Raw genomic sequence first — 18,309 nt, 5'->3', positions numbered from 1 at the left:
GAGCTAATCAATATTTATAAGTCAAGAAAAGTCTCCGGACTTAATTTCTTGGAAGTGAATTATAAGGATGTGAATTACAAACTGTTTTATAAGTCTTCTCTCTTACATTCTGAAATTTTAAGCCTTATCCAACTACATAAAAGAATTGTTGAAGCCTTGTCTAAACATGAATCTATTCATGTGTTTGGAAATGCTAGGTTAACTGAGGAAATGGTTAGTGAACTGTCAAAAATAAGAAAAGATAAGGCTAAGTATTTGATTGACCAGAATACAGAAATCATCAGGCTATTAGAAGAAAACGAGTGTATTCAATTTATTAATGGTGGCTTTGAATTAACCTTAAAAGGGAAAACCATTGACATAGCAGAACATTAAATTTTATTGTACCACTCAACACTCCCCATCAATATCACAGGCATCACCTGATGCTGAATTGACCATTTCTAACGGGGAATTTTCCTTGGCATAGTTACTCCAGGCTTTGTCCAGTGTATCCTTAAAAACATCAGGGTGCTGAGCACCAGAAATACCATATTTTCCATCAAGAACAAAAAACGGCACACCTCTTACTCCCAACTGCTGCGACTCGTAAATGTCATATTGAATTTTATCAGCATACTCGCCTGACTCCAGCACCTCTTTTACTTTATCAGCATCAAGACCAACCTCTACTGCTAAAGCTGTGATGGTATCGAAATCAGCAATGTTTTTTCCTTCGGTAAAATAGGCCTTTAAGAAACGTTCCTTCATGGCATCTCCCTTGCCCAGCGTTTTCGCATATTGAATCACACGATGTGCATCTTTAGGATTAGCAACCACAGCAATGTCCATATTATATTCCAGTCCTTCCTGAGCGGCCATGTCCACCACCTGTTGTGTTATCTGTTTTGCCTGCTCCAATGACCACCCCTTAATCTCTGCTAAATACTCAACGTTCTTCTTGTTAGGGTCAGAAACCATATCAGGGTTCAACAAAAAGCTTTTCCACTCCACCTCTATTTTATCTGCATGCGGATGATTCTTCAACGCATTTTCAATTCTTCGCTTTCCGATATAACAAAACGGACAAACTATATCAGACCAGATTTCTATTTTCATTGCTTATTATTTTCAATTGTAAACCTATATTAAAGTTTTGGTTTGAAATGACCAATATTCTCCTTTCGGGAGGAGAGTAAGAGGTGGGTTAAAAAACATTCATTTCAACCAAAACATCAAACAAACCTTAATAACAACTATTTCCTTTAAGAAACCCACCCCTAGCCCCTCCAAGGAGTGGGATTGATGGCACTGTTATTAAGGTTTAAATATCACTGAGATAATAAGCCAATTGACCGTAGAAGAGTTCAATGTTTAACCAATAAATTTTTAGAGGGCCTTAATTATGGCTACGGCTTGCTCCAATTGGTCATCACCAAAGTCAAGGTGGGTTACCAATCGAATATCTCTGGCACCAAAACCAACGGCCAAAATTCCTTTCTCTTTAAGTTTTTCCAGCGTGTCTGAAACTTTTAAGCCCTCTTTCAATCTGAAAATAACAATATTGGTATCTACGGGCATTACACTTTCAACTAGCGAACATTGGTTTAGAGCTTCTTCAAGTGCCTTGGCTCTTTGATGATCTTCTTTCAAACGATCGATGTGGTTCTCCAGCGCATAAAGTCCTGCTGCTGCTATAAACCCTGCCTGACGCATACCTCCGCCCATAAACTTGCGCACCCTGCGCGCCTTATTAATCAGCTTTTGGCTACCTACCAGCAGTGATCCAACAGGAGCACCAAGTCCTTTAGAAAGACAGATTGAAATGGTGTCAAAGTATTCATTATAATCCGCTGGATTTTCTCCAGTTTCTGCCAAGGCATTAAATAATCTGGCTCCGTCTAGGTGCATTTTAAGACCATGCTTTACGGCAACCGTATGAATAGATTTGATCTGATCTAAGGTATAATAACAACCTCCTCCCTTGTTCACTGTATTTTCTAACTCAATGATAGAAGTTATCGGGTAGTGTATATCATCAGGATTGATCTCTGCTTCTATTTCTCTGGCACTCAATCGGCCACGATCACCATCCAAAAACCTGAAAGAAAGGCCACTGGTACCTGCCACTCCACCACCTTCATATTTGTAGATATGCGCCCCAGAATAGCAGATAACCTCCTCATAAGGATTAGACAAAATATGAATCCCAATTTGGTTGGTCATGGTACCTGAAGGGCAATAAATAGCCGCTTCCATGCCCATCATTTCTGCACCTTTGGCTTCAAGCGCTAACACCGTTGGGTCTTCACCAAAAACATCATCACCAACCTTTGCCGACATCATGGCATCAAGCATGCCGGGCGTTGGTTTGGTTACTGTATCACTGCGTAAATCTATCATCTTCATAAATTTTGGCAGAAGTTAATTGATTTTGACAAAGTCACAAAAGATGAGTTTTATGAATGGTAAGAATTCTTGCCGGATATATTCCGGCATTTCTTCAAAGGTTCTACAAACTACACTTAATGACTGAAAGACCCCGGAATAAATCCGGGGAGAGAATTTTTAATAAAAGTAATAGAATAGACTGATTACAAGTCATTCCCCAAAGCCTTGACTAATCCTCTTTTTAATACCTCCATTTGCGCAGTACCCACAAACTTCTGATTGATCTCCAGTTCAACTCCAAGATACTTATCTGGGGAATATTGATTTCGCAAATAAGTGGTAAACCCATCATCAGCTCCATTGTATGGCAAATTGATCATGGTTAGCATTTCCGGAATGGCTTCAGAGATTTTATCTTTCAGCTCATTGGCGTATTTAGCTTCTTCCTCAATACTTTCATCTACCAAAACCCCTATATCGACACTACGCTCAACGCCATTCAAAACTGGTGTGAATGAGTGCATGGAGATATGAATGACGCTGTCAAAAGAAGTCAGGGCTTTGTCAATTTCAGTTATAACGCTTTGCCTATAAGCTAAATGATAACTATCAATTAACTGCTGCTTTTGTTTTTGCGGCAGCTGAGCAGTGAACTCAGAAAATAGCTCAACATTATCAAGAGAACGGTTAGCCTCAACCAGCAATCTCGATACCTTCTGAAAGAAAAATGGCGCCTCCAGATGCCGGGCAACATACTTGCCCAACTCTATAGAACCCATATCCCAACCACGGTGTGAGGCTAAAATCTCATCTTTCCCTTCGAATAAGTGACTGTATAACTTTGGAATATAATTGCCTGCATGCTCACAGCTAATTATAATTTTGCTTTTTCCCATACAACAAACATTTCGTTATTAGCCAAACAGTCGGCCAGCTCTTGGTAAACTAGTTTTATATTATCCTCAGAATATACATTGTCCAGCGCCTTAATAATTCGGCTAGCCAAAGTGCCCTTATTGATTATTGTATTGATTGTTTCTTTCCACGGAGCCATCTCATCAGGATAAGCATCAACCACTTTATTAAAAATATGCCTCCATACCTCTTTGGCCTCTGCACTTTCCTTATCTATACCAAAGACTTGTAAAAACTCCTTGTTATCGATTATGGCTGACTCTGCATTGCGCATAGTTTCCTGTAGAATTTCATTTAATGGCTCAGCCTCCCATAATTGCTGGTCGTGAAAACCAATAAATTTCTCATTCACCAACATTTTTAAGGTGTTGACAATAAGCGCTACAATGGCCATATCGGCTTTCGGGCATTCCTGAATGTCCATAATCCTGATCTCAATACTTCCCCGGTCAAATCTGGCTATAGCACCTCTTGAGTTCATCCATATAGGATCAAGAATATCATCGGTATTATACTTGGCAATATCATGCGTTATATTATCATAGATCAACTTATGATACTGCCTTTTTGAAAAAGCGCGCTCAGGAATCACCTTACCGGTCAAAGAAGGAATCACTCGTTGATTCTTCTGATAATAGTCCATCCTCTTATCCAAAAAGCCTGTATTCTTGCCTCCCAATATTGGTGAGCTTGCCGCGATAGCTGGTATCAAAGGCAATATCAGTCTGATAGCCGCATGCAGCTTAGCAAACTCGGCATCATCATAAAATGGCAAGTTGATATGTGTACTCTGCAGGTTTGACCAGCCATGACCTTTGCAGTTAAACATTTTATTATACAACTCATAAACCTCATTATTATCATGTGGCCATAAGTGCGTATCCTTTGCCGGATCCATCAGAGGGTGAGCAGCAGAAGGTAACAATTTTGCATCGAAGCCAGCAAGATGCTGATTCAACGCCTTCACATTTTCTGCAAAGGCATTGGCCATCATTTCCAAATCCGGTTCCGGTTTGGTGCATTTTATTTCCACTACATGCAGTACCAATTCATTAGACCATGTAACTTCTTTATTTTCAATATCACTGACATACTCACCTTTGATTTTTTTAAAAACATCATCAGTGATAGGCCTGGTAGACATTGAACTTTTATCTACTATCATATATTCAAGCTCTATTCCATAGGCCTGAAATAAATGTAATCTTGAACTGCTCATTATTTTTCTAGTCTTTCTACGAACGTTTCCATAATCTTAGTATAAAGGCCATTTTTCAGCACTCTGTCCTCCACACCTGCATCTATACTTGGGTTATCGTTGATCTCGATAACATAAAATTTACCATTGACCTCTTTAATATCTACACCATATAATCCATCACCAATCAATGCAGTAGCTTTCAACGCCAGATCAATCAGGGCATAAGGTGCATCTTCAACGGCAACAGTTTCACTTTTCCCATCGCGGTGCTGGTTATCCTTTTTCCAGTTGATAATCTGCCAGTGATTTTGCGCCATAAAATAACGGCACACATACAAAGGTTGCTTGTTGATAACACCCACTCGCCAGTCATAGGTAGTAGGCATAAACTCCTGCACTATCAAAAGCTCAGATTTCTGAAACATGTCTTTCAATGTGGCGTGCAATTCGGCATCATCTGCTACTTTCTTCACACCTTTTGAGAATGAGCCGTCAGGCTGTTTGATAACCATAGGGTATTTGAAACTATCAGGGATAATTTGATGATCCTTTCTAATAATATGAGATTTAGGCACCGCTATTTTATTGGCTACTAAAAGCTCATGTAAATACACTTTGTTAGTACATCTTAAAATTGACCCAGGGTCATCAAAAACCACCAATCCTTCGGCCTCGGCCTTTTTAGCAAACCTGTAAGTGTGGTGGTTAACATTTGTGGTTTCACGAATGAACAAAGCATCAAACTGCACCAGCTTAGCAAAGTCGTTTTTGGTGATCATCTCGGTATTAAAACCAAGCTTATCTGCTGCAGCTATAAATTTCTGCAATGCCTGTGGACTTGAAGGAGGATTAGGGTCATCAGGGTTTACTAAAATGGCCAGGTCGTACTTCTTACGAGAATATTTCTTGCGAACCACCTTCTTGCCGGTAACATAAAAATGCAAGGCTTCCTGAAGCTTTTTAAACCCAGTTTCATCAAGGTTTTTAAGGTGCAAAGGCTTCAATGATTGAAGCTGCCACTTATCCTTCTTAGAAAATATGGCTTGAATGATAGGTACCTGAAACAGGTTGAACAACAAAATCCCAAGCTTTGAATAGCTTACATTATCCACCTGCCCAAAATAAATATTGATGGTCACCTTAGAAGAACTCTCACCCTTTAAAGTATCCTGAATAAGGGTGTCAAACTCCTCGGCATCATCCTTAATAAAAGATGGGAATCTAAAGTCCTGCAAAACAGAAATCTCAGGAATAACCTTGTGTGAGCGTGCCTCAGCTAATAGCGAAACATAGTAGCCTAAACTTTGGTACTGATGAGATCGGCAAAGGTTAACAATCATGTAGTTTTTTGACTCCAGATAAGCACTGTTACCAAAATAATCTGACGGAGAAATGATTGTAGCTCCTTCAGCATTTATTTTCCACTTCTCAGGATTCTCGGTAATAATTAATTTTGGCATTATATTTTTTTAGGGTGAATAATTAACAAATTGGCATCATAGGTCATTACACCTAACATTATTGAGTTTATAAGTTTGTGAAATGTAACAGGGTAATGTTGCTTATCACTTATTGGATTGTCTGCCAAAGGATCAGCAACATAAACCTCTTTATGATTATACCCTTTGATAACAACAAAGTGTCCGCTAGGCTTACCCGCTATATCATCATATCTGATTTCAAAATCCCCAACTTCTCTTGGGCTTTCATACAGGTAGGTAGCACTCAGTCCTGTTAAAATTGGCGTTCCCTTTTCAAGATGTCTTCTTAAAAATCCTGAAGTCAGCTCCTCAAACTTTATCTTACCACCATTTTGCAAAAACTTTAAATAGGACTTGGTAGCTGCCTTCAGCCGTTTAGCTTTAGGATTGCTCTCAAGTTGTAATCTCAGTTTTTCTGAAAGGTCAACTTCAGGTTTAAACCAGGTAGGGTCAAAGTTGGTCAGATTATAAGTATAGATCGTAACCTGATAGCCTCGTTCCAAGGCGTGATTGCCCAGAGTAACTCCTATAGTGCCACCAGTTTTTAGTTGTTTGACCTGACTTATAACATCGGTTAATTTTATATCATCCTGATAATATTGATAAACTGCCTGCAAGCAAGTGGGCCCACAGGTAACATCATCAGGTTGCTTTCGGATGTCAAGTGAAAGTATAGTTTTATGGTCGTTTGATATCATTTGTATATCTTCAATAGCCTAGTTAAGACGTAGATAAAATAGAAAGTCACTCATGCTTAATAGAAATTTATCAGATGAAGAGATAGTGGTATTGCTAAGGACAGATGGCAATTCAAGGTACTTTACCTTAATTGCCGAAAGGCATGAAAAAGCGATTCTTAAAAAATGCTTTTCTTATACTAAGGATGAGGACGCAGCGGAAGATTTGTGTCAGGAAATATTAATCAAGCTCTTTTTAAAAATTAAAGACTTTAAAGGCGACTCAAAATTTTCTACCTGGCTTTTTTCCATTGTTCACAATACATGCATTGACTATCTGCGAAAAAATAAGAAGAATGTGCAAAAGGTGATCTCTGATAAAATGAAGGAAGAAGTGGCTGAACTGATTGATGGCGTTGATGAAATACCGGAGGAATTGTCAGAAAAAATATTGTTTGAATTGCTGGATACTATGACACCTGAAGAAAAGCTTTTGCTACTGATGAAATACAAGGAAAAGCATCATGTCAAGGATATTCAGGCAGCAATGAATCTGTCTGAAAGTGCGGTAAAAATGAGATTAAAAAGGGCCAGAGATAAGATTAATCTTTTGTATAAAACCTACAAAAAACCTTCTCTCTGACCCGTTAATTCAATTAGATCTTCTTTTGAAGCACTTCTATTTTAGCTTGCGCAAAAGTATTACCTAAGGCCTGTGACTTTTTATATAGTTCAATAGCCTCCTGGTAAGTTTCCTTTCTCTTTTTAGGAGCCAATTTAGTTCTGGCTGCTGCCAATTCCATGGCCTCACCTCTTGCAAAGAAGGCATCCGCTTCAGATACTTCAGCTTTGATCATTAATTCCTGCATCTTAGCCTCAATCAGCGCTAACTCCTGCTCTTTAATCATGATCATCTGACTCTTCTCTTCAATCTCGACTGACTGTAAGTTCACTTTAGAAATCAATCCTTGGTTTTCTTCCTGAAACATTGCCACCTGATTTTGCAATTTTGTGATCTCACTATTCTTTGATGTCAACTCCTTCTGAAGCTTTTTAATTAAGGAAGAATACGAAGTATTATTCTTTTCCATATCAGCCAGCTTCTTGCGCGTATCTTTCAAGTACTTCTGAATGCTTTTCATTCTAGCTTCATAATCATCAGATTTGATACCCGTTTCAAGATTGATTCTTAAAGAATTTCTTTCCTTGTCAATGGAGTCCATCAGTGCTGACACTTTCGCCAGTTGCTCACCAACCACCTTGTCATTTTCAATTTGAATGTTCAGGCTATCCATAGCAGCTTTTAATGCCGCATTTTCTGTTTCTAATTGCTTGGTGTTGCACGAAGCAAAGGCCAATATTAATACCGGCAGAATAAATAATTTTTTCATTTATTATATAAGTTGAGACCATATGACGAGGACATAGAAAAAGGTCACATCTTAATGAGAAAATTTTCTCCTTATTATTTATCTGAAGTTTTTGAGCAAGTCAAAATTGTCAGATATCCGTCCTAATAGTTATTATTGACCATTTAAATGGGTTTAAAATCAGGAAGTTGTAATTTTAGTACTATGAAAAATATATACACCCTCTTTCTTATTGCACTGATAGCTGCCAGCTGTACGGATCAAAATGATGATGCTCAATATGTGGTAGATCAGGCCCGAATAGCTGCAGGTAACGACAAGCTGGATATGGCACAGGTAGAGTTTGAGTTTAGAGATCGAGAATATGGGGTAAAGCGTCAAAATGGAAAATATGAGATGGTGCGACTGTTTAAAGACTCACTGGACGTAATCAGAGATCAGGTGACTAATGAGGGATTTCAGCGAGAGGTGAATGGTACTGTCACAGAGGTGCCGGATTCGATGGCGTTCAAATACACAAACTCCATCAATTCGGTAATATATTTTGCACTACTGCCCTACAACCTTAATGATGCTGCAGTTATTAAATCTCATCTAGGAACTGAAGCTATAAAGGACAAAGAATACTATAAAATAAAGGTGACTTTCGAACAAGAAGGTGGTGGAAAAGACTTTGAAGATGAGTTTATCTATTGGGTAGCTAAGGACACATATTTTATAGATTATTTAGCTTACAGCTATCTGACAGATGGTGGCGGTATGCGATTTAGAGAAGCCTACAACCCACGCACTGTCAATGGCATCAGAGCTTTAGACTATATTAATTACAAACCAAAAACAGATGTAAAGCTTGAAGCTATAGGTAAAGCCTTTGAAGCAGGTGAATTAGAAGAGTTATCAAGAATTGAACTGGTTAATTTTAATGTTGAATTGCTCTAATCTCACTTATTTCTAAACACCTTCATGATAGTATAGACTAATGGCAATACCGCAGATATTTGAAGAATTAGAAAACGGGTGGCACTGCTATCTACTTTGAATGTAAAAATCTGCTCTATTGACTTAAGGCAATTATTAAAGCCAATCAGGAGTACAATATTCAATATAATCAAGCTCAGAATATTCAGTGCCAAACTGTTTGAAGTCTCACCCATAATCTTTTTGTTATTTGTAAAAATAATGAGCACAATCACCATCAAAGGTAGCACCAGGCCATTGAGTGCCTGCGCTGCAATAATTACAGACAGCGGTTTAAAATCCAGCATCCCAAAAAGCATTCCTATGAGTAAAACAGTTATCCAGGTAATGCGGTAAACTCTATTTTTATCATTCGAATCAATGATCGATGAAGTAATAATAGCAGCTGCCATTGGGGATGTGATGGAGGAAGTGATACCGGCAGAAAAAAGCCCAATACCCATAAATATAAAGGCCCAATTGCCTAAGTAATTACCTAAAACATTGGCTACATCTGCAAAACCACTCTCTGACTTTGCATTGGTAGCTACTAAAAGAATAGCAATGGAGATAAGCCCTCCAAAAAGGACTGAAATGGACAAGCCGAAGCGCATGTTACTTAGCGCTTCATTTTTAGCCACACCAGCGCCTAAAAATAGATTGTAAGGCACAATAGTAGTGCCTACCAAACCCAGCACTATCCATGAAGCTCCATCAGGAATATTAGGAATAGTTGCTCCAGCAGCTATGTCGGCCAAGGACAACGGCAATTGAAAGGCTAAAAACAGGAACATCAAGCCCATAACAGCCACCACAATTCCTAAACTGGTTGTAATCAATTTGATACTGCTCATCCACAAAAGAGCTGCACAACAAGCACCGGTTATAAGTATCAATCCAACCTTACTGAAACTGGTAAAAAGTAACACACCACTAATAGCTCCTAATATATTGCCCGCCTGATAAGCAGCACATCCTAAGACAACAGAAAAACCAATGAAATAAACCCCCAGCTGGCTCTTTGATTTTTGCTTCATGATTGCGCCAAGTCCCTCACCAGAAACTATGGTAATTCTTGCGGCCATTTCCTGCAATACAAGACATGCGATTGTAGAGAAAACCAGTGCCCAGATCAACTGAGTACCATATTGCGCGCCAGCCGCAGTAGCTGTTGCCAAAGTGCCAGGACCAATAAATGCTGCAGAAACAATAGACCAGAGGAGTATGGAGGAAATCCTTTTATTCAATTGCATTAATTTTCATTTACCTTTTACTGCATTTATTGCATTCATTATCAATATCTTGACAAAAAATACTGCTTTTCAATCTACTTAAAAATAATTAGTTTTACTTGTTACACCCATTTCTACAAATAACACCAAAATTATAAACTATGGTAACTCTCCGTTGGACGTCAAAAGTGTTACTGGCTTTTACCCTGATAATTAGTGGATCACTATTACAGGCGCAAACTGGTGTTCCCAGAATTGTTATCAATTCGGGTGGTCATTCAGGCAAAATATTTAATATACTTTATAGCCCTGATGGACAAAAAATCATCTCTGTATCTGAAGATAAGACAATCAGAATATGGGACTCCCGCACAGGCGAACTTATCAAAAAATTTGAAGCTCAGATAGGCAAAGGACCGGAAGGCATGTTTTACGCTTCTGCCATTAGCCCTGACGGGAAATATATAGCAGCTTCAGGGTATCCTACTGCCGGAGAAAAAGGAAACCACATCATTTTGGTAGATATAGAAAAAGGTGTTCAGGTAGGTACAGCTGTTGGTCATAACAATGTAATCAACAGTCTGGACTTTGATGGGTCGGGAAAATATTTAGCTTCAGGAAGTGATGATGGAACCATCAATATCTGGTCGGTAGAAGAATCACATCAAATGCCAATAAAAGCTACACTTGAAGTGGGCACAAGAGTAACTGGCGTTTCATTTAACAATAAAACACAATCATTAGTAGTAGCATCAGATCAGAGAAATGTATTAGTCTATGATCTGGTTAAGCTTAATGCCGGGGTTACTAAATTCTCACCTCGAGAGCTAAAAGGACATAAAGACATTGTGAACAAGGCCGTGTTTTCTCCTGATGGTAGCTATATAGCCTCGAGTAGTTTAAACAATGAAATGTTTTTATGGAAGTCTGATGGGGAACTGGTTAAAGAGTTTAATAATGAAAAAAATATCATAAATGCCTTAACCTTTTCCTATGATTCAAAAATACTGGTAGCCATGGATGTTACTGGTAGCGGTCGTAGTTACTCAATTCCTAGCGGTAATAAGTTCGCAGAGTTTAACGGTCATGACAATACAGTTTTTAGTGCAGACTTCTCTCCAGAGTCAGAAACGGGAAATTATATTGTGGCCACTGCAGGTGGTAACAATAACATCATTTACATATGGAATCCTATAAACGGGCGCTCGCAGCAATCTATAAAAGGGCACGGTGGCACAATATGGGATTTGAGTTTTGGTGAAGGACTCGACCTGTTCATCTCTAATGAGCAAACTAAAAATGAAAGGGTCAATTATAAGTTCAAATTTGATTTTTCAAACTTTGGGATAGCTATGGACCCTGGTAAACCTTCTGCTGGTTTTTTACTCGATGCCAATAAGTCAGTCGAACAAACAGGTATTTATACCATTGAAGTTGGACGAGGAAGTGTGATCCAAAATGATGAATTTGAAGATGGTAGGATATTAGATTTTCAGGTAAGACCCAACGGCAATGTAATTGTCGGCAGCGATTTCTCGCTTAAGGAATATAGTACCAACGGGGAAATGCTCAAGGAATTTTTGGGTCATACTGCTGGGGTGCGAACTGTTACAGTTAGTAAAGATGGTAAGTATATGGCCTCTGGTAGCGAAGATCAAACGATAAGAATTTGGAACTTGACTGAAAAAGGTGAATTACCAAGCATGCGTGATGTTTTTGAAGCGGCAGACTGGCAGGAGTATTTTACCTCTTTAGAAGTTGACTCCTTAACCTTCCAAGGTTCTGAAGAAGCGTGGCAAGGCGTTATGAGTTATTTAAGAGCTGTTGGTGATAAAACTTACAGAGACATTGAAGAAGTACATGCCAACTTAGGTGCCACTATTATTCCTTTTGCAAATATGTTTGTTTCAGATGAAGCGGAGTGGATAGTTTGGACGCCAGCTGGTTATTTTAGCTGCAGTTCTGATGGAGCGCAGTATTTTGGCTGGCACATCAATGAAGGAATTAATAAGTTGGCTAATTTTTATTCGGCAGAGCAATATTTCGATATCCTGTTTAGACCTGAAATTTTGGTAAAGAGTATGGGACAAGCCAAAAGAGTAACTGATATCTTAAGAGCCGAAGGCGAAAAAATCTTTGATCTTACTAAACTTAATAGACCATCAGCGGCTTTCTTCAATATTAACAATCTGGCTTTTGGCGAATTTAAGCAGTTAGATTATCACCAAGGAAATTACGACACCCAAAGTAAGACGCTGGAATTAGAAGCTGACATCTATGACGGTGGTGGTGGCGTAAAAGAGGTAAATATCTATCAGAACAATAAATTGATCCTGATCGATGATGAATTTGAGTCTACAGGAACTCAGGGCAAGCAGTTTCACCGCACCTATTCAGTAAACCTGACCAATGGTAACAATGAATTTGAAATTGTTGTAAAAAACTTCCAAAAAATAGAATCTGCAGGAGATAAATTAAAAGTGAAATATGTGGGAGAAATCATGGCTACATCCAGCCTGTATATTTTATCTGTTGGAATTAACACCTATAAAAACCCGGCCTATAATCTTAATTATGCGCAGCCAGACGCCAAATCTTTTACCGATAAACTTATAGGCAATGGCAGTAAGATGTTTAAAAATGTTCGTAAAACAGAGATTTACGATACTGAAGCGACCAAAGAAAATATCCTAAAAGGATTTGAGTCTATAATTTCTCAGGCCAAACCCGAAGATGTGTTTGTCTTCTATTATGCGGGACATGGTACCTTAGATGAAGAAAATGATAATGAATATTACTTGGTGCCAACTAACATTACCAAACTCTATGGTGACCCTCAGCAGCTTCAAGACAAAGGTATTAGTGCAACTGACCTAAAAGGATATTTGGCGCAGGTTAAGTCTCAAAAGCAGTTGATCTTAATGGATGCCTGTCACTCTGGAGGTGCTATTAAATCAATGGGAGTAAGAGCTGCAGCATCAGAAGAAAAGGCAATTGTACAATTAGCACGAGCTTCAGGTGTAGTTATGCTGGCCTCAAGCGGCACACAGCAGTTCGCAACAGAATTTGAAGTATTGCAACATGGGGTTTTCACCTACGCTTTATTAGAAGCTTTAGATGGTGCTGCGGACTCTGGTGATGAAAAGGTGACTGTTAATGAACTTAAAATATACATGGACGAGCGAGTACCTGAGCTTAGCGAACAATATGGTGGACAATCACAATATCCAACTGGTTTTGTTCATGGTAATGACTTTCCAATAAGTATTGTTTATGAAAAGGAGGAACCGAAAAGTGATGAAGAAACTAACGAGGATGGTGACGGAAAGAAATAATTAGTTTTTTATTGAATATTCTAACTACTCCTTCATAAACTTTTTACCTCTTCCACTCTTCTTTAAAATCCTGTAGTTCTTCTTCCTTCGCTTTTTGTTTTTGATTTTCTTACGTTTTGATTTGGGTAGTTTTTCTATCTTATTATATCTCTCATTTGGAGATTTTACATTCCTTAATCTCCTCTTCTGATTATTCTTTGCATCACTAGGGTTTCTTGGACCCACATTTTTTCTCTTTCCAGCACTACTTAATATTTTTTTTCTATAATTCAACGCATTCTTAGAGTCTTGCCTGTACTGCTTTGAGTTATTTCCAAATCTTTCACGGTTTTTGAAGGCCATGTCATCGAAGTCAAACCTGACCACTATCTCGCTACTAGCCCCTACATCTGAACCCAGATTGTTGTTAATAAACTCATAACTAAAACCGAAAAAGATCTTTCGAGCAACCATTAACCCCACGGCTCCATTCACAATGTCTCCCTTTCTTACTGAGCCCCCAACGGTAACAATATTATTGTAGGTATAGTAAAGTCCGGCATCCCACATATCATTTGATGTTGATAGTTTCCTGAATGCAAGCGTAGGTTCAAGCATATCTAACCCTCCTCTCAGAGGAATTAGGCCTGCTGCATAGCCAGAATAAAACTCTGAGAGCACACTTGCATTATTTGAAATATCCAAGCTGGTTGCTAGTCGGTTAGCAGCAGCTCCAACCTTGAAGTATCGATGTTGATAATTCACCCCAAAGGAGAAGTCCATATTGTTGGTACGCATGCCTAGTAAAGGATCATTACCATCACCTATCAAATTTCCTGTATCAAAGCCTAAACTATTGTACTCTGCACTCACACCCATAGAGAGTACATTATAACTACCAAAGTTGATGTGGTAAGCAAAAGCGCCAGAGGCGTAAATGTTATCTACAAAATTGACTTTCTCTCTAAAAATATTAGCCCCCACACCAAATTTGTTACTTCCAAAAGGGGTATGGAAACTGAAAAAGTTATTCACTGCCGCCCCATTCACTTCACTAAAACTTCTTCTATTCGCTAAAGTTGCAGAGCCAAAGGTATGTCCTGCCATCGCTGGGTTATAGATAAAGGAGTTGGTTAGTTTTTGACTAAACAAAGGAATATCCTGAGCTTTAGCAGATGCCAGAACTAGAAGGTATATTGTTGATATTATTAGTATACGTTTAATCAAATTCTTCCTTTTTAATTCAACACAGTTATCATCTGCTTAGCGGTGACTCCAGCGTATTTAAATATACAGATATAATTACCCGGTGATAGGCGGTCAAAACTGCCATCATAGGTATTATCAGTGTCATTGAAATTTCTAAAATTTTGTTTTCTATATACCTCTGACCCCCATCTGTCTAAGATTATTACTTCATTATCATTCTCATATGCTCCTATAGCATCTATAACCAAATAGTCATTAAAGCCATCGTCATTCGGAGTTAAAATATTATGTATTCGAGGAGTTAATGACAGTTCTGCTCCTAGTAGTAATACCCTTCTGTCTCCTATTAATTCATCATTACTGATGATAGAGTTAAAACTTGTTACTGATGAGCTAACACCTCCTAAGTTCTTCACTGCACCGCTTAGTTCATCATATTCTAAGACTGTACCAATAGTTCTACCATCAGCAAACAATGCTTTATCTTCAGCGAGTATGGGAATATTCACTTCTGAGCTGCTAAAGTTAGTTGAGGTAAAATCCCAAGCCCAGTTATTAGACGCTGTCGTTACGTTAGTTGGCAATTTATCCAAAGAAACGCCACCAACTCTTACTGACATAGTAGTACTTATGTCACCAGTGCCTTTCACGTTAATTAATTCTATAGGAGTATAAGTGCCATTGGCACCTAAGGGAAATAATTTAAGCCCATTTCCAAGATGAGTCATAGAACCTGCTATCCATGAAACTCCATCAAATTCATCAATTTGAACGCCATCATTGATAACCATCTTACTTTCATTACCTACAACCACAATTCCAGATAGCAAATTCAGTTGATTTGCTACTATCAACTTTCCAGTTATTATCTCCTTTTTGCCACCATTGATGATATTTAGCGAAGGCACTGCTAATGCAGATGGTAATTCCAGCGTTAAGTCTCCATATAAGAACAACTGTCCACCTGTTCCAAAAATGACTTCTCCATTATTAATTACAGCTCCATCGGTGCCTAGCACCAAATCATTGCCGGTTGTCAGCACAGCATTCTGACTAACATTCAGCTGGGCTAATAATAAAGATGGGAAAAACAATATCGTTAATAATAACTTATTCATCTCCTTTGCTAGCCTCTGCTGTTAAGATTTGAGTTAACTTCTCGATTTGAGACTTCATCAAGTCGAGTTGAGCCTGGGTGGAAGCTTCTGTACTCTGGATAACTTTATTAGTGACCTCCATTTCTTTCAACTTTATAGTTAACTCTTCTATCTGCTGCTTCTGACTATCTATGATCTGCTGTTGTTCCTTTGTAGCCTCTAGCAGTACAGGAATAAGCTGCGTATAAGAGACTCCCAGATGACCATAATCATCAATCTCTTTTACTGCATATGGATAAATGGCCTGAACATCTTGTGCCATAACCCCATATTCTCTAACCTTAACCGAATCATCTATCATATTATATGAATAGCCCTGAATTTTCGTCAGATTTGACAATACATTCTCTATCGGAATAATATTTTCTTTTAATCTTCTATCAGATACCTGTGTAATTGAACCTGTGTACGTAATTGAACCTACAACATCTACATCACCTACAAAGGTTGCTGCATAAGTCGCTCCATTAGCATCAGCTGCAAGTGCTGCATCTCCACCTGCCCCCCCATTAGCCTGTACACCAATCCAATTGCCCTCAGCAACAATACCATACCCCCAACCGGCTGCGGTACTGGTTGAACTTGCATAAAGTGCTACACCATCTTGACTACCTGTATTGGTATTAACAAAACTTCCTACATTTTGTCCAGTTAGTACGTCATCATCTACACAAAGAAGGCCTGCAGGTGTATTAGTTCCAATACCAACATTGGCACCATTTCCTAATATCAGCGTATTACTTTGAACCACATCAGTAAAGGCACCGATGGCAGTGGCATTAGTTAATCCGTCAGTTGCATCAGTGTTACTACCAATTAAAGTAATATCAGTTCCGCTGGTTACGTTAAAACCTGCAGCCGTACCAACGAATGTATTTCTAGTACCTGTAACCGCACTTATTCCAGCAGAGGCTCCTAGATAAACATTATCAATTCCTGTAGTGTGAGCACTGCCCGCAAAACCACCAACCATTGTGTTTCCACCATTACCTATCCCATTTGTAGATGATCCTGCACTATACCCAACAAGTGTGTTATTGTTCTCGTTACCAGCCAGTTGATCTCCAGCTAACTGACCCACAACAGTGTTTGTATTACTTGTACTAAGAATACTAACGTCATCTTGAAAATAAGCGGATCCTGCATCAATATTAATGTCTCCCACGAAGGTGGCTGCGTAAGAAGCTCCATTAGCGTCTCCTTCTAAGGCAGCAGTTCCTCCGGTTGCACCTCTTGCCCGTATTCCAAGAAAATTACCTTCAGCAATAAGTCCAATGCCCCAATCGGCATTAACACTACTGGTTGAACTTGCATAAAGTGCCGCACCATCTTCATCAGCTACGTTGGTATTGATAAAAGATCCTACGTATTCTCCAGTGAGTACGTCTGCCTCTACCTGTAAAGCGCTCACAGGTCCAGAGGTTCCAATCCCTACATTACCAGTGGTATAATTTAAATCAGAACCATTTACAGTCCATGGGCTACTTGCTGGAGTTTGCCAAGAAGCCAAACCATCGGCATCTGAAGTAAGTACACTTCCTGCAGCTTCCGTACCGTCCGCAATTTTGATAGCACCAACGATATCCAATTTTGTCGTTGGTACCGCAATGCCAATTCCGACATCTCCATCAAAATATGCCCCTCCGTTTACACCGATAGATGCCACACCAACACCAGCATTTCTAAAAGACACAATCTCCGTAGATACTGATCCTGTCCAATCTACTATTAGCGTTGGAGCTTGTGAATTAGTATTAAAGTATACTGCAGGATTTGTACTGGCTACATTGTTAATATTTGTATTAAGTCCTACCCCTGTTCCAAAACCTTGAATAAGAGCAACATTTTCGGCATTTGTTGCGCTAAGCGTTTGAACTCTTAAAGCTTGTTCGGTTGTATTGTTTTGAGTTGCATGTAACAAGGCCAAGGGTAATGCATTACGTATTCCTACATTACCATCACTGAGTATGGTGACGCGTTCAGTGTCGTTGGTTCTAATATTAAATTCCGCAGCATCAGTAGTGCCAATAAATTCATTTGCAGGATTAGTTCCCGCATTTCCCGTTAGACCCCAGCCTGTGGAAGCATCAACATAGGCTTTGGTGGCTGCATCTTGAGCATTAGTAGGATCTGTTAGGCCTGTAATTGATGTTCCAGCATTATTGCCCTCAACTAGTACTTGTGCCAATGTTTGAAGTTCGTTTGTTGCACTTCCATCTGCATCAGCTGCTATGGCTGCAGTGTTGGTAGCAATGTCTGTAGTGTTTGTTCCTATTTGGGTTCGCTCTGCGCCTGTTATAATGGCTCCACTGCCTACACTGGTAATGTCTGTAATATCTGCAGTAGTAATAGTATTCTGCGTGGACAAAGTGCCTAATCCAAGGTTCGTTCTAGAAGTAGCTGCATCGGCTACATCACTTAAGTTA

15 protein-coding genes are annotated in these 18,309 nt (G+C 39.0%); 4 read left to right on the top strand and 11 right to left on the bottom strand.

What is annotated here, in order from left to right; all coding sequences use genetic code 11:
* The coding region (locus tag E1140_RS21435) for a hypothetical protein (RefSeq protein WP_185153499.1) at positions 1-375 on the top strand (375 nt) is incomplete at its 5' end.
* A 15-nt stretch (positions 376-390) separates the two neighbouring features.
* On the opposite strand, the gene E1140_RS08755 is transcribed toward E1140_RS21435, so the two are convergent.
* The 6 genes from E1140_RS08755 to E1140_RS08730 all read right to left on the bottom strand — a co-directional run bounded on the left by E1140_RS08755 (position 391) and on the right by E1140_RS08730 (position 6,665).
* Positions 391-1,098 (bottom strand): DsbA family oxidoreductase, encoded by a 708-nt coding sequence (locus E1140_RS08755; RefSeq protein ID WP_155181868.1) that lies wholly within the window; start codon positions 1,096-1,098, stop codon positions 391-393.
* Between the two features lie 270 nt (positions 1,099-1,368).
* Complete coding sequence (locus E1140_RS08750; RefSeq protein ID WP_155181864.1) at positions 1,369-2,388, bottom strand: threonine aldolase family protein; 1,020 nt, start codon at positions 2,386-2,388, stop codon at positions 1,369-1,371.
* 185 nt (positions 2,389-2,573) lie between these two features.
* Positions 2,574-3,266, bottom strand: a complete 693-nt coding sequence (locus E1140_RS08745; protein ID WP_155181861.1) for an N-formylglutamate amidohydrolase — start codon at positions 3,264-3,266, stop codon at positions 2,574-2,576.
* A complete protein-coding gene (locus tag E1140_RS08740) occupies positions 3,245-4,504 on the bottom strand; it encodes a carboxylate-amine ligase (RefSeq protein ID WP_155181858.1) in 1,260 nt (419 codons plus the stop codon). Before E1140_RS08740 ends, E1140_RS08745 begins: the two co-directional genes overlap by 22 nt.
* Positions 4,504-5,946, bottom strand: coding sequence for a RimK family protein (locus tag E1140_RS08735; RefSeq protein ID WP_155181855.1), 1,443 nt, complete (start codon positions 5,944-5,946; stop codon positions 4,504-4,506). The genes E1140_RS08740 and E1140_RS08735 overlap by 1 nt, the downstream gene beginning before the upstream one ends.
* On the bottom strand, positions 5,946-6,665 hold the full coding sequence (locus tag E1140_RS08730) for a C39 family peptidase (RefSeq protein WP_155181852.1): 720 nt from the start codon (positions 6,663-6,665) through the stop codon (positions 5,946-5,948). Before E1140_RS08730 ends, E1140_RS08735 begins: the two co-directional genes overlap by 1 nt.
* A 52-nt stretch (positions 6,666-6,717) precedes the next feature.
* Between E1140_RS08730 and E1140_RS08725 the strand changes: the two genes are divergently transcribed.
* Positions 6,718-7,287, top strand: coding sequence for an RNA polymerase sigma factor (locus E1140_RS08725; protein ID WP_155181849.1), 570 nt, complete (start codon positions 6,718-6,720; stop codon positions 7,285-7,287).
* 13 nt (positions 7,288-7,300) lie between these two features.
* Here E1140_RS08725 and E1140_RS08720 read toward each other — a convergent pair whose 3' ends face one another.
* Entirely contained in the window at positions 7,301-8,035 is a 735-nt protein-coding gene (locus tag E1140_RS08720) for a hypothetical protein (protein ID WP_155181846.1), read from the bottom strand.
* 183 nt (positions 8,036-8,218) lie between these two features.
* Here E1140_RS08720 and E1140_RS08715 point away from each other — a divergent pair, with 183 nt between their 5' ends.
* Positions 8,219-8,953: a DUF6503 family protein gene (locus E1140_RS08715; protein WP_155181843.1), complete on the top strand. Its 735-nt coding sequence runs from the start codon at positions 8,219-8,221 to the stop codon at positions 8,951-8,953.
* 2 nt (positions 8,954-8,955) lie between these two features.
* On the opposite strand, the gene E1140_RS08710 is transcribed toward E1140_RS08715, so the two are convergent.
* Positions 8,956-10,224, bottom strand: coding sequence for an NRAMP family divalent metal transporter (locus E1140_RS08710; protein WP_155181840.1), 1,269 nt, complete (start codon positions 10,222-10,224; stop codon positions 8,956-8,958).
* A gap of 140 nt (positions 10,225-10,364) precedes the next feature.
* On the opposite strand from E1140_RS08710, the gene E1140_RS08705 reads away from it, so the two are divergent.
* On the top strand, positions 10,365-13,538 hold the full coding sequence (locus E1140_RS08705) for a caspase family protein (protein WP_155181837.1): 3,174 nt from the start codon (positions 10,365-10,367) through the stop codon (positions 13,536-13,538).
* Between the two features lie 24 nt (positions 13,539-13,562).
* Here E1140_RS08705 and E1140_RS08700 read toward each other — a convergent pair whose 3' ends face one another.
* From E1140_RS08700 to E1140_RS08690, 3 genes are all read right to left on the bottom strand, one after another.
* Positions 13,563-14,744 (bottom strand): PorP/SprF family type IX secretion system membrane protein, encoded by a 1,182-nt coding sequence (locus tag E1140_RS08700; protein ID WP_155181834.1) that lies wholly within the window; start codon positions 14,742-14,744, stop codon positions 13,563-13,565.
* Between the two features lie 11 nt (positions 14,745-14,755).
* Positions 14,756-15,844 (bottom strand): T9SS type B sorting domain-containing protein, encoded by a 1,089-nt coding sequence (locus E1140_RS08695; RefSeq protein WP_155181831.1) that lies wholly within the window; start codon positions 15,842-15,844, stop codon positions 14,756-14,758.
* Positions 15,837-18,309 (bottom strand): tail fiber domain-containing protein (locus E1140_RS08690; protein ID WP_185153498.1); only part of this gene is annotated, 2,473 nt, incomplete at its 5' end. The genes E1140_RS08695 and E1140_RS08690, both read right to left, overlap by 8 nt.

It is taken from the genome of Fulvivirga lutimaris (assembly GCF_009711525.1).
In the GTDB taxonomy this organism is placed as follows: domain Bacteria; phylum Bacteroidota; class Bacteroidia; order Cytophagales; family Cyclobacteriaceae; genus Fulvivirga; species Fulvivirga lutimaris.
Note: the sequence above shows the minus strand (reverse complement) of the source record. Positions and strands in the feature narration are given on the sequence as shown.